The organism is Caldisericia bacterium (assembly GCA_026414995.1).
Lineage (GTDB): Bacteria > Caldisericota > Caldisericia > B22-G15 > B22-G15 > JAAYUH01.
In genome coordinates this window covers 1-12,946 of sequence record JAOAHY010000022.1, presented here as the reverse complement: position 1 = coordinate 12,946, position 12,946 = coordinate 1, and the positions used below count along the sequence as shown (strand labels likewise).

The 12,946-nt window shown below is 26.5% G+C and carries 15 protein-coding genes and 4 tRNA genes; 9 read left to right on the top strand and 10 right to left on the bottom strand.

The features are described 5' to 3' along the window. The 5 genes from pilM to N3D74_06315 form a co-directional block, all read right to left on the bottom strand. A partial coding sequence (gene pilM, locus N3D74_06335; protein ID MCX8095782.1) for a type IV pilus assembly protein PilM occupies window positions 1-1,066 on the bottom strand: 1,066 nt, incomplete at its 3' end. 10 nt (window positions 1,067-1,076) lie between these two features. Further along, entirely contained in the window at window positions 1,077-1,823 is a 747-nt protein-coding gene (locus tag N3D74_06330; protein ID MCX8095781.1) for a prepilin peptidase, read from the bottom strand. Beyond that, window positions 1,813-2,544, bottom strand: coding sequence for a hypothetical protein (locus N3D74_06325; protein MCX8095780.1), 732 nt, complete (start codon window positions 2,542-2,544; stop codon window positions 1,813-1,815). The genes N3D74_06330 and N3D74_06325 overlap by 11 nt, the downstream gene beginning before the upstream one ends. A 10-nt stretch (window positions 2,545-2,554) precedes the next feature. Next, window positions 2,555-2,629: transfer RNA gene (locus N3D74_06320), tRNA-Ile, on the bottom strand. A gap of 126 nt (window positions 2,630-2,755) precedes the next feature. After that, a complete protein-coding gene (locus tag N3D74_06315; protein ID MCX8095779.1) occupies window positions 2,756-3,601 on the bottom strand; it encodes a deoxyribonuclease IV in 846 nt (281 codons plus the stop codon). A gap of 73 nt (window positions 3,602-3,674) precedes the next feature. Between N3D74_06315 and N3D74_06310 the strand changes: the two genes are divergently transcribed. Genes N3D74_06310 through N3D74_06295 form a run of 4 tightly spaced genes read left to right on the top strand, consistent with a single transcriptional unit; the run spans window position 3,675 to window position 7,096 of the window. Continuing rightward, entirely contained in the window at window positions 3,675-4,316 is a 642-nt protein-coding gene (locus tag N3D74_06310; protein ID MCX8095778.1) for a redox-sensing transcriptional repressor Rex, read from the top strand. Further along, window positions 4,313-5,377: a hypothetical protein gene (locus N3D74_06305; protein MCX8095777.1), complete on the top strand. Its 1,065-nt coding sequence runs from the start codon at window positions 4,313-4,315 to the stop codon at window positions 5,375-5,377. Before N3D74_06310 ends, N3D74_06305 begins: the two co-directional genes overlap by 4 nt. Next, window positions 5,370-6,302, top strand: coding sequence for a hypothetical protein (locus N3D74_06300; GenBank protein MCX8095776.1), 933 nt, complete (start codon window positions 5,370-5,372; stop codon window positions 6,300-6,302). Before N3D74_06305 ends, N3D74_06300 begins: the two co-directional genes overlap by 8 nt. Beyond that, window positions 6,299-7,096 carry a stage 0 sporulation protein gene (locus N3D74_06295; protein ID MCX8095775.1) on the top strand — a complete coding sequence of 266 codons (798 nt, stop codon included), beginning with the start codon at window positions 6,299-6,301 and terminating at the stop codon, window positions 7,094-7,096. Before N3D74_06300 ends, N3D74_06295 begins: the two co-directional genes overlap by 4 nt. Before the next feature lie 13 nt (window positions 7,097-7,109). On the opposite strand, the gene N3D74_06290 is transcribed toward N3D74_06295, so the two are convergent. Then, window positions 7,110-7,186: transfer RNA gene (locus tag N3D74_06290), tRNA-Ile, on the bottom strand. A gap of 34 nt (window positions 7,187-7,220) precedes the next feature. Beyond that, the gene (locus tag N3D74_06285; GenBank protein ID MCX8095774.1) at window positions 7,221-7,874 is read right to left on the bottom strand and encodes a DUF996 domain-containing protein; all 654 of its coding nucleotides are present in this window, start codon (window positions 7,872-7,874) and stop codon (window positions 7,221-7,223) included. 106 nt (window positions 7,875-7,980) lie between these two features. Here N3D74_06285 and N3D74_06280 point away from each other — a divergent pair, with 106 nt between their 5' ends. Then, window positions 7,981-8,187: a hypothetical protein gene (locus N3D74_06280; GenBank protein MCX8095773.1), complete on the top strand. Its 207-nt coding sequence runs from the start codon at window positions 7,981-7,983 to the stop codon at window positions 8,185-8,187. A 25-nt stretch (window positions 8,188-8,212) separates the two neighbouring features. Here N3D74_06280 and N3D74_06275 read toward each other — a convergent pair whose 3' ends face one another. Then, window positions 8,213-9,349 (bottom strand): hypothetical protein, encoded by a 1,137-nt coding sequence (locus tag N3D74_06275; protein MCX8095772.1) that lies wholly within the window; start codon window positions 9,347-9,349, stop codon window positions 8,213-8,215. A 65-nt stretch (window positions 9,350-9,414) separates the two neighbouring features. Between N3D74_06275 and N3D74_06270 the strand changes: the two genes are divergently transcribed. From N3D74_06270 to N3D74_06255, 4 genes are all read left to right on the top strand, one after another. Next, a complete protein-coding gene (locus tag N3D74_06270; GenBank protein ID MCX8095771.1) occupies window positions 9,415-10,314 on the top strand; it encodes a dihydrodipicolinate synthase family protein in 900 nt (299 codons plus the stop codon). Window positions 10,315-10,365: 51 nt separating this feature from the next. Next, window positions 10,366-10,441: transfer RNA gene (locus tag N3D74_06265), tRNA-Val, on the top strand. 13 nt (window positions 10,442-10,454) lie between these two features. Next, window positions 10,455-10,530, top strand: a tRNA-Phe gene (locus N3D74_06260). 1,300 nt (window positions 10,531-11,830) lie between these two features. Beyond that, window positions 11,831-12,100, top strand: a complete 270-nt coding sequence (locus N3D74_06255) for a hypothetical protein (protein ID MCX8095770.1) — start codon at window positions 11,831-11,833, stop codon at window positions 12,098-12,100. A gap of 97 nt (window positions 12,101-12,197) precedes the next feature. Here the strand turns inward: N3D74_06255 and N3D74_06250 are convergent, their stop codons facing one another. Together N3D74_06250 and N3D74_06245 are read right to left on the bottom strand one after the other, a co-directional pair. Then, a complete protein-coding gene (locus tag N3D74_06250; protein ID MCX8095769.1) occupies window positions 12,198-12,548 on the bottom strand; it encodes a hypothetical protein in 351 nt (116 codons plus the stop codon). Between the two features lie 22 nt (window positions 12,549-12,570). Then, on the bottom strand, window positions 12,571-12,946 hold a 376-nt coding region (locus N3D74_06245; protein ID MCX8095768.1), incomplete at its 5' end, for a lamin tail domain-containing protein.

Below are 12,946 nucleotides of genomic sequence, written 5' to 3'. Positions count from 1 at the left end.
CAACTGCCACTGTAAAGAATGGCGACATCTCCCTTAAGTAATCTTCTGTGAAAAGTTTAGGATTAAAAACAACTCCTTTTAGAAGTAAGTCATCAAGAATAACATCTACTTTAAGGTATGACCTCATAAAGTCAACAAGTCCTTTTAATCTTGATGCTCCACCACCTAAAATAATTAAAAAATTTTTACCTGAAAAATTTGGAAGTCCTTGATAATAAATAATTGATCTTCTTATTTCAAGTGCAAACTCTTCGATTAGTGGGACAATTAATTCAGTTAACCTATATGTTTCCGAATCTTTTGGATATTTTTCAACTCTTAAATCACAAGCTGTTACAAGGTATGTTTCAGCATCTTTTTCATTAATTTTTAAACCATCTTGAATAACTCTTATTAAATTTCTTCCACCAAAAGGTATTGTTCTTGTGAATCTTAATATTCCATCTTCAATAATATTTATGTTTGTAAATGTATAACCAGAATTAATTAGAATTATAATGTTATTTTGATAATTTTCTTTATATGTGTAATCTAGCAATCTAAGTTGTGCAAATGATTCAATTTCAATTGCAACTGGTTCAAGTTTTGCTAATTTAATTGCTGAAACAATACTGTTTATAATATCTAAACTTGCTGCTGCTGCAATAATTGAAAGTTTTTGGCCTTGTGATTCTGGAGTTGTACCAAGAATTTGATAATCAAAACTTGCCTCTTCAATTTTAAATGGAATTAATTTTTGAACTTCCCATTTTATAACTTCATCAAGTTCCTTTTCAGGTAATTTATCAACAATTAAAGTTCTTACAGTGACAAGTTGACCTGAAACAGACGTTACTACCCTTTTTCCAATGAATGAATACATTCTCAAAAGAGTTCTTATTCCCTCAGCTATTTCATCTGGATTAACAATTTTTGCATTTTCAATTGCGCCTTTTGGTGTTGGAAGAAGGCCTATGTTTACAAGATTAAGCCCTTTTGTTGTCTCTTTTAATTGGGCTATTTTTAAATATCCTGAGCCCAAATCAAGTCCTATTAAAGGTGTTTTTCCTCCAAATAAACTAGCCATTTGTTTTATATTATAACATTAAATAATTGTAAAATCTAATAATTTCATTTCCAAATAAAAATGTAATTATTCCTGAAAGAGACATGAATGGTCCAAAAGGAAGAGGAGTTTTTCTTGTACCCTTTTTTGTTATTAGCATATATATTGCGGGGAAAAATCCAATAATAAAAGAGAGAAAAAACCAAGGAATTATTTTAGGAAACCCTAAATACAGTCCAAAAAGAAAAGATAATTTAAAATCACCCCCACCCATTCCTCCTTTTGAAAGAATTATTATTAAAAAGAAAATTGCTGGTGGTATTATTAAACCCAAGAGTGTATTAAAATAGTTTTTTTCAATAATAAAAAAAATAAATCCAAAGAACATCCCAAACAAAAATGGTTCATCTGGAATTTCCATTGTTTGAAGGTCAATTATTGAAATAACTATTAAAACTGATGAGAAAATAACAAATTTTAAATAATAAATAGAATAACCAAAAAAAAGAAAGGAAAATAAAAAAACAAGACCAGTTAATATTTCTATTATAGGATAAACCACTGAGATTTTTTCATTACAATATCTACATCTTCCTCTTAAAAATATAAAAGAAAAAATTGGTATTAAATCAAAAAGGGTAAGCTTATGACCGCAATTTGGACAAAAACTTCTTCCACTTGTAACCCCAATTTTCCTTGGTATTCTATATATCAAAACATTTAAAAAACTTCCAATTACTAACCCCAAAATAAAGTTGAAGACAAGATTAAATATCACCCTCTAAATCCTTTTTTAAAATTAAAATTCTCCCACAATTTTCACATTTAATTGAATATGTTCCATTTTTTAAACTATTTAAGATTCCAACTGGTAAAATTACCCCACATTCACTACATCTTTCATCTTCAACAATTGAGACAATCCTTCTTCCAAATTTTAAATTTTCTCTTTCATAAAATAAAAGAGTTTCTTCTGGAATCTCTTTTATTAACTCCTCTCTTTTTTTAACAATTTCCTCTCTTTCTTTATTTAATTTATCAAGTTCTATTTTTACTCTCTCTTCTTCAATTTTGTAATTCTCTTCTTTTGATTGGATTTCTTTCTGAATTTTTGAAATTTTATCTTTTGTTTTTTCAATATACTCTTGTATCTCTAAAATATCATCTTCATTTCTTTTCTTTAAACTTTGTAATCTTCCCAACTCATGATTAATTGATGATATTTCTTTTTCATTCATCTTTTTTCCACTTGAAAGTGTATCTTTAAGTTTTCTATATTTTGTGTTTATCTCTTCAATTTCGCCTTCCAAACTTTTTATTTGAAGTTCTTTCTCTTTAATTAAATTATTTAAATTTTTAAAATCTTCTTTTAATTTATTTATCTCATTATTTAAATTTTTTAAAGTTTTTTCAAGATTGTTATTATCAATAAAAAAGATTTTAAGATCAAGAGACTGGAGTTTATAAAGAAGTGAAACAACCCTCTTCTCTATTTGCATTAATACCTCATGGTGGGCTCGCTAGGATTCGAACCTAGAACCTAGTGGTTATGAGCCACCCGCTCTGCCGTTGAGCTACGAGCCCACTATAAATATTATAAAAAATTTTTAATATTTGTCAAACAGGTTTCTATTAAATTGAATTATTTTATCAAAGAATTTATAATTAAAGAATCTAAAAAGGATATAATTAATAGTTTATTAAGGAATACTATTTAATTAAACTTCTTAATAAATTTAGTGTCTTTAGATCTTCGATATACATATCATCTCCACCTGGAGTTTCAAGTATCATAGGATGATCTTCAAAATCTTTTGAATTAACTAAAAATCTAAATGGCTCGAGACCCAAAACTCCTTTTCCAATATTTTCATGTCTATCAACATTAGAACCACAATCTGTTTTAGAATCATTAAGATGAAAAACAACAAGTTTTTCAATACCAATTATTTTATCAAATTCATCTAAAACTTTTCCAAAACCCTTCTCTGTTCTAATATCATAACCTGACTCAAATGCATGTGCTGTATCAAAACAAACAAAAACTCTATCTTTTTCTTTTACTCCATTTATAATATCTCTTAATTGTTCAAAGTTGAAACCTATATTTGAGCCTTGTCCTGCAACTGTTTCTAAAGCAATTCCTGTAAATTTTACTTTTTTAAAGACTTTATCAATCCCTTTTATTATTCTTTCAATTCCCTTTTCTAATCCTTCACCAAGATGTGAACCTGGATGTATAACTTCAAAAGGAATTTTTAACATCTCACATCTTTTTAAATCATCAATTAATGCATCAATTGATTTTTTATAAATCTCATCATTAGGAGAAGCAAGGTTAATAAGATAAGAAGAATGAGCACAAACCTTTTTTATTTTTGTTTTTTTTAAATTATCAAAATACTCTTTTATCTCCTCTTCGCTATACTCTTTTGCATACCACTGTCTCTGATTTTTTGTAAAAATTTGAATAGCATCACAACCTATTTTTTCTCCATTTAAAGGAGCATTTTTTACACCACCAGCAATTGAAACATGTGCTCCAAGTAATCCCATAAATCAATTATAACAATTAAAAAATTTTGAATAAAGTTGACAAATATAATAACTTAAATTATTATATTGTTAAATGAAAAACATAAAAAAAGAGAGAAAAATATCAAACAAAACACTTGAGAGGTTAGCGATTTACTATGAAATTTTAATAACCTTACCTGTTAAAAAAAGGTTTATTTCAAGTGAAGAGTTAGGAAAGTTAGCAGGTGTTTCTCCATCAACTGTAAGACAAGATTTTTTATATTTTAAAGAGATTGAAGGAAAAGCAAAAATTGGATATGAGGTTCCAAAATTAAAGACTGCACTTAAAAAAATTTTTAAATTAAATTCCATAACTCACGCAGTAATAGTTGGAGCAGGAAGTTTAGGTCAAGCAGTTGTAGGATATGATTCATTTAAAAAGAGCAAAATTATTTTTGATTCATTTTTTGATAATAATCCAAATAAAATTGGAAAACTAATAAGAGGCATTTTTGTAAGAGATGTAAGATATCTTAAAGATTATCTTATGGAAAATAAAAAAGTAAAAATTGGGATAATATGTGTTCCTCCAAAAGAGGCCCAAGGAATTGTTGATATATTTGTTGAAGCTGGAATAAACTCAATTTGGAACTTTTCACCAACAATTTTAAAAGTTCCAAAAGAAGTTGTTGTTGAATATGAACATATAGGAGTTAGTTTTTATAAACTTTTATATAAAACAAAAAATCAATGAAAATTCCACCAGTTAATTTAATAATAAAAGATTTTGAAAGTTTAAAAGAAAAAGTAAAATTAAGAACATCAAAAGAGGTAAGAGATTTAATTTTGATGCAAACAATAGAAGGTCATGCTCATAACGGACATGGTGAGTTTTCTGGAAAAAGATTTGTTGATACAACAATGAATGATATTGTTTTTGCTCTTGGTTTTGATGCTTTTGCAATAAGATCAGCAAGACAAAGTTTAATTGATGAGATTTATGATTTTGTTGAAAGAGTTATAAATAATGAAAGAGTTTATAAACTTTTAAATAAAAATGGTGAGCCAATTTTAAGAGTCCCAATTTTTAATGAATTAGAAATTGAAGCAAGAGAAATTCTTTTAGGTCTTTACCTGGGTGGGTTGATGGATAATTATGATACAAGAAAAGAGGTTGAAAAAATTTATAAAATAAATATAGGCGGAGGAACACCATATCTTGTTGATTTCTCAGTATTAGATAAATTAGATATAGATGGTGAATATTTAGCACATGAAGATAATGAAGATAAAATTCCTTTTTATAAAGAAATTGGTTTAATAATTGATTATGATGAGAAAAATTACTCAATTTTTCTTGAACATCCATCAATTAGATTTCAATATATAAGACATAAGAAAGGAAGTGGAGTTTCAGATGACCTTGCAGTTTTATTTGCAGGAAAACTATATTCAAAATCAGTTGCATTAGGTATCTATCTTGCAGATGCAATTGATACTCTTGACAAATATTCATTAAAATTTAAAGAGCAAGATTTTCAACTCGCAAAAATAATTGAAGAAAGCGGAATTATAAAAATTAGTAAAGAGGATATTTATAAATTTATATTTTTAATTACAAATCCAACAAAAGATTATCCAGATTCATCACAAAGATATTTTTTGGAAATAAATGAGAAATATAACATAACCTCACTTGAGGCACATTTAATGTTTATAGATGGAAAATCACCTCCAGAATTTGAAATTGCTTTTGAAAGAGAATCTAATTATAAAATTTATGAATATGTTATAAATAAATTAAAGAGTGTTTGAGAAAGTTATAGGTCAAGATATACCAAAAAGGCTATTAGTAAAGATAATTGAGGAAAAAAAAATTCCTAATACATTTCTATTTTTTGGAAAAGAGGGTATTGGAAAATTTTTATGTGCAAAGTTTTTTTCAAATTATCTTAATGAATTAAAAGAGGAGGAGTTATCAAAAGATACCTATATAATAGAAAAAGATAAAAGTATTGGAATTGATGAAATAAGAAAATTAAAAGAGTTAAGTTATCTTAACCCTGATAAAAATTTTAGAGTAAACATTATAAATGATGCACATCTATTGACACTTGAAGCATCGAATAGTTTTTTAAAAATTCTTGAAGAACCACCAAAAAGAACAATTTTTATTTTGATAACACATCTTCCTGATATGATACAGGAGACAATTATTTCAAGGTGTTTTAAAATTCACTTTTCTCCTCTTAGAAGAGAGGAGATAAAAGAGTTTTTAAAAGATAAGATTGAAGATATTGAAACAGTTGATTTAATATCAAGAATTGCAGATGGAAGTTTAAAGAGAGCACTTCTTTATTTAGATGAAAAAGAATTTGTTAAGAGGAAAAAGTTAATCGAAGTCTTTTTAAGTTTTTTAAAGAGAGATCTCAATTACATTTTTATTTTAAGTGAATTATTAAAAACAGAGAAAATAGAAGAAGCAATAATTTTATTTGAAGAAATTGTAAAAGATATGATAACTATTAAAAGGTCAAGAGATGAGTCTCAGATAATAAATATAGATTTTTTAAAAGATATTTATGAGACTCAAGTGGTTTTAAGTTTAGAAAATCTAATAAAAATAGGGGAACTACTAATTGAATTTGAGAAAAATTTAAAATATAATATAAATCTAAACTTAATTTTAAGAAAACTTCTTTTAGATATAATTGAGTTGACTGGAGGTTTATATGTATGAGATACATATATGTGAAACTTATTCACCTTGATAAAAAAATATATTTGTGTGAAGTTAATGAAGATATAAATCTTAATAAGTATGATAAAGTTGTTATTGAAAGAGATAAAGTAGAGGAAGTTGGTGAAGTAAGAAGTCCTATCTTTGAATCAGAAGAAAAGAAAGAGGTTATCTGTAAATTTCTAAGAGTTTACACAAATGAAGATGAGAAAAAACTAAGAGATAATATGAGAGATGAAAATAAAGCATTTGAAATATGTAAGATGAAAGTTCAAAAACATGGACTTCAGATGAATCTTGTTCTTGCTCACTACTCATTAGATAGAAAAAAACTTACTTTTTACTTTACAGCAGATGGAAGAGTAGACTTTAGAAATCTTGTAAGAGATCTTGCTTCAACTTTTAAAACAAGAATTGAACTTTGGCAAATTGGTCCAAGAGATGAAGTTAAAATTGTTGGAGGAATTGGAGATTGTGGCAGGGAGTTATGTTGCTCAAGGTTTCTAACTGAATTTAAAACTATAACACTCGATATGGCAAGAAAACAGAGTTTAAATGTTAATCCACATAAAATTTCAGGAATTTGCGGTCGACTCAAATGTTGTTTATATTATGAACTTTTAATTTATGAGGAACTTGAAAAAGATTACCCAAATATAGATGAAGAGGTTGAGGCTGATGGAAAAAGGGGGAAAGTTTTTTCTATTTCACCCTTCAAAGGAACAATCTATGTTGAATTTCCAGATGGAGTTCAAAAAGAATATAAAAAAGAGGAAATTAAAAGATTAAAATAGGATTTTAAAAAAATGGTGGGCCTCTCTGGACTCGAACCAGAGACCTCATCCTTATCAGGGATGCGCTCTGACCAACTGAGCTAGAGGCCCTTTAAAATCAATTATAAGAATTTTTTATCTATTGTCAAGAAGAAGTCTCTTGAAGTTCAAGTTTATCTTTTATTGAGAAGAAGGAGATTATTTCAAAAATAACACCAATTAGAATTAAAATTATTCCAATACCAAAAAGAGGCACAAGAATTGTTCCAAGAAAAATAAGTAATCCACTTAGTTTAAAATTATCAATTTTTATTTTTTCTGAAAGCTTCTCAAAACTTAATTTTTTAAAAACTCCTCCAATAATCAAAAGAATCCATATAATCAAAATAATAATTATTATTATCCATATTTTACCATCTAGGTTTGAGAAAAACTCTTTTAATCTTGGAAGCATTTCAGGATGTCCTCTAAAAAATCTTCTTCCTGTAAATAAATCGTATCTATATTCAAAATTAAAGAAATTATTATCAAATATTTCTGGAAGATTTTTAATTAATTTTAATATCTTTAAAATGACTGTTCCAATTAGAACAAAACCTGATAAAAAGAAAAAAATTATTGAAACAAGATAGTTCGTAAAAATTTTTCTTTCATTTAATTTGTCACTTAAACCTTTAATTGAAATAGCAATTAAAATTAACCCAACAAATGAGATTATCCATCCGATAACTGGTATTATAAAGAAAACTGTTAAAATTGCTCCAATTCCACCTAAAATCTTCTCTTGCTTTACATCCATAATTACCTCCTTTTACATCTATTTATACTCTTTTTTAAATTCATTTGTTACAAATTCCCTTTTTATATCTGGCATAAAATTTGCATATAATAGGTAGGAGGTGAAGATGAGTTTGCCTTTAGTTGTTTTAGTTTTAATACTTTTTCTTGCTCTCATTTTCTTCATAGTTGGAATAATTTTCTCTATATTCATTTTTTATAATTCAAAAATTAATAATCAAAATGAACTTAATGAAGAAGACAAGGAAAAATTAAATGAGATTATTGAAGAAAAGAACAGAAAAGTTGAATTCAAACACCTCTATTTTTTATAAACTCAGTGTGTAAATTTTACACACTCTAAAACCTCCAAAGAGCACCAATTCCCTCATTCAAATCAAGTTGTTTTGCTTCATTACCATGTAAAATAAATAAATCACTTTTATATTTTTTGCATAGTTCATGAAGATGATACTTTATATTCTTTATCTCATATTCTTTAGAATTACAAACAGGACAACTTTCTCTTTCAGCGTAAAAATAACCACAATTTTTACACTCTTTAACAAACTTATTTAAATTTTCAGAAATGATTAATTTATTCACTCTCCCATCTTGTAGAACTTTTAAAGTTGATAATAGCCCAACACCTGCGAGATTACTAGTAGATGCCCTATCAAAAAGAGTCCTAAGAATCTCTTTTTCTTCATTTTTATTAATCTCTTCAATTTTTTTAATTCCAAGATTTATAATTTCATGCAAAGAAGCATTTGATGGTGCATTGAGTTTAATAAATTTTTGTGAAATTGGATTTATGTTTAAAACCATATCAATATTCTCCTCTGCATCAGAATTTACAAAGATTATTTTTAAATCTTCAGAGTTTTTAATAACTTTCTCCTTAAATTCGCTTAAATATTTTTCAATGTAAAGAAGATATTTTTCTTCAAAAGCATCTTTTAGGTCTCCACCACCAACTGCACCGATACTCACTCCACTTTTTGGAGCAGAAGGTGGCATAATATGTTTTCTTCTCCATGTAGATGTATCAACTTTTGGTTTTTCTTCAAAGATAAGGTTCTCTTTGAAAAAGATAACTTTATAAAAAGAAAATTTATCTTCTTTAAAATCAACAATTCCAAAATCTGGATATTCAATTTGAGCCCAATAAAATTGGTAAAAATTTGGTTTACCAAATATAATTTCATTTCTTAATGGAAACTCAAAGAAGAATTCATAGATATTTTTTGGAGAAGAAAAAATGAAAAGTGATTTACCTTTTACTCTAATTCCCTCAAGATAGTTAAAAAGATTTTCTTTTGATTTTTCAAAGGTTTCTCTTTCTTCGCTTTTTATATTTTCTTTAATATTTTCAATTAATTTTTTTGTTATATTTAAAATTTCAATTTTACCAATAGATGGGTTTATAGAAATATACAGAGAAATTCCCAATTCTTCTTTAATAGAATTTAACTCTTGAAATCTCAACTCATTCATAAAAACCTCCTCCTTTAATTTTTTCTTATTTTAATTTTACCTTATAATATGATAAGGAGGTAAATATGAAAAAAGGAAAGTATAATGGAATTATCACACCTTTAATTACACCATTTGATGAAAAGGGTGAAATTGATTTTAAAGGTTTTGAAAATTTACTTTTATTTTTAAAAGACAAAGTGGATGGTTTTTTTGTAAATGCAACAACTGGTGAGTTTACCTCATTATCTGTTGATGAAAGAATTGAGGTTTTAAAATTTGTTAAAAATGTTGTAGGAAAAGATTCAAAAATTTTTTCTCACATAACATCAACATCAATTAAAGATATATTTAAATTGATTGAAATATCAGAAAATTTAAAAGTAGATGCAATTGTTTCAACTCCTCCATATTACCTTGTTCCTGATAGGGATGGAATTAAAAACTTCTTTTATTATATTTTAAAAAATTCAACTCTTGATTTATTGATTTATAATATACCCTCTTGTACAGGATATTCTTTACCAGTAGATTTAATAAAAGAGATTGCTCTTGAGTGTGAAAGATTGGTTGGAGTGAAAGCAACAATTGATAGTTTAGCCTATATAAAAGATTTAATTTCAATAAAAGAAAAAAGAGAAGATTTTTCAGTATTAACTGGAGTTGAACTCTATCTTGCATCAACTCTTTTATCTGGTGGTGATGGAGGAATTGTTGCGCTTTCTAATTTTGCACCTCAACTTTTAAGAAATTTATTAATTAATTTTGAAAATAAAGAATTTGAGGGTTTTATTGATTCTCATAGAAAAGTTATGAAACTTTTTGAAATTTACAAACATTCTTCTTCTTTTGCAGGAGCAATTAAAATAGCATTAAATCTTTTAGGTTTCCCAATAAATAGAAAAGTTAGAGTTCCACTTTTAGAAGATAGTGAGGAAAAAGTTAATAAAATAAAAGAAATATTATCTTCTTTGAGTTTATTGTAATTTATACTTGACAAAGAGTGGTCCTTTTTGTAATATAATTAAAGACCTTTTGGGCGGGTAGTTCAGCGGTTAGAACGCCTGTCTTACAAACAGGAGGTCAGAGGTTCGATTCCTCTCTCGCCCACCATAGTTAGCAAGGTGCCGAGGTAGCTCAGTTGGTAGAGCAGAGGACTGAAAATCCTCGTGTCGGCGGTTCGATTCCGTCCCTCGGCACCATGTATAAGACTGAAAGATAGGTTCTAAGAGTTTAGATAAATCAGAGTTCAAATTATCAGGAATTTCACCATCTTTTATAAAAACTGTTTCTTTATTTGAATTATCATTAAAGTTTTTATCTAAAGATAATGCAATAGGGTCAAAAGTGTAATATATTTCGCACCTATCATGGTAAACTAAAATTTTCTCAATGAATATTTTTAATATTCTATTAATTTTTTCTTTTGGAAGTGAAGGAATTAACCTTTTCAGTAAATTCCCAAAATTAATTATATTTTCTAATGAATAATTAAACTTCCCTAAATTTTTTAAATCATCTAATTTTTTCTTTAACTCTTTTTCTTTATCTTTTAACTCATTCAACCTCTCCTTAAATGTTTCTTCAATAAAACCTTTTTCGATTGCAATAACTATGTTATTTATCTTTTCTTGAATTTCTCTCAACTCTTTTTTTAAATTCTTCTCATAACTTTCACTCTCTTCAATTTTCAAATTATTATTGCTTTTGAATAACTCAAAAATTTTTCTTATATTTTCTTCAGAGTAAATTTTATTAATAACAATTTCTAAAATTTCTCTTTCAATCATATCTTTTTTAAGAACTATATTATCACAATAAGATGAAGCTAATTTTTGTTTTAAAGCAACCTTGTAATAACTACTTGCATCTTTTTTTACATTATAATTTTTGTAAACATGCTGGATTATATAGTTTGAACCACATTTTCCACATTTAAGTAAACCTGAAAGAATGTATGGATTTGATACACTTTTTGGAGAGTGATTTAAACTATTTTCTTCAAATATTTTTTGTGCTGTATAAAATGTTTTTCTATCAACTATTTGCGGAAAAACTCCTTCTTTTTTAACCCATAAATTTTTATCCTTATATTTAACACCTTTTCTTTTTTTATCTTGTTTATTCCATATCAAATTTCCAATATACGCTTCATTTTTTAAAATACCTCTTACGGTTGATGGAGTAAAAATTTCGCCTTTTCTTGTTCTGAAACCTTCTTCATTCAAAAATATACAGATTTTTTTAATACCATAACCTTCAAGAAAATATTGAAAAATTTTTTTAACAATTAGTGCCTCTTTTTCATCAATTTCATATACAGATTTTTTAACTCCATTAAATAAAATTTCTTTTCTTTTAAATCCAAGAGGAGGAGTTCCACCATTCCAAAACCCCATTTCTGCATTTGCTTTAAGTCCTCTAAATGTTTCTCTTGAAAGGTTTGCAGAGTAAAATTCATTTATTGATTCAATAATTCCTTCAAGGAGTTTCCCTTCTGGTGTGTTTGAATCAATTGGTTCAGTTGCTGAAATTACTTCAATTCCAAGGTCTTTTAAAAGTTTCTTTTTTGTTATTGCATCAAATCTATCTCTTGAAAATCTTGAGAGTGAATATACTACAATAATGTCAAACTTTTTATTTTGTGCATCAGATAGCATTTCCATAAATGAAGGTCTATCACTTTTAAGCCCTGATATTGCTTCATCGATATATTCTCTTATAAAAGTCCAACCTTGTCTAAGAATGAAATCTTTACAAATTTTTATTTGAGTTGGAATTGAGAGTCCCCTATCTGCTTGTTCATCAGAAGAAACTCTTGCATAGATTACTGCTTTCATTTGACCTCCAATTAATTAAAATTTAAATATTAATTTTCATTAAATCTTTTTACTTTGTATTTGATATAGTTAGAGATTAATTGAATAATAAATTCTTTTACTTCTGATAAATTTATTTTTGATTTTATTAAATGGAACTCCTTAAATTTTTTGAAAATAAAAGTATTAGATAAAAATGTTAAAAAAGTTTTAACTTTTTCAGAAAGTTTTTTAGCATCATCAATTTCTTTAAAAATTTTACTATCTAATAAATATTCTTCTCCCTCTTTATAAATAATTTCATTAAAATTTAAATTTTTTAAAACAAATATTAAATCTTCAATATAATTTTTATCTCCATCTATATAAATTTTCCATTTTATGTTATTACTTTCTATCATATTTACTCCTTATAAGGAAATTTTAAGGATAAGTATATTTATCAATTAAATTGCCTTTATTGTCATATAAAAATGCAGTATCTGTATCATTATTCCAGATTGCACCAGTTGAACACCAATAAAGAGAATCTTTTGAATTAGTTCCACAACCAGAATAAATTTTTACAGTTGAATTTGGATTTAAAATAAAATCTGGAAAGGTGAAAACATGATTTGCTGAATCCTTTAAAACGAAACTTTTCATATTAACAGGTTCAGCTCCTAAATTCTTTATTTCAACCCACTCACCATTTAAATTAAAGTTATCATTTCCGGGTGCATCATAATTTATATTTATAATTTTTAATTTTATTTCACTCTTTTTCCATATTCCTAAACCTTTTTCTTTTGCATATTGT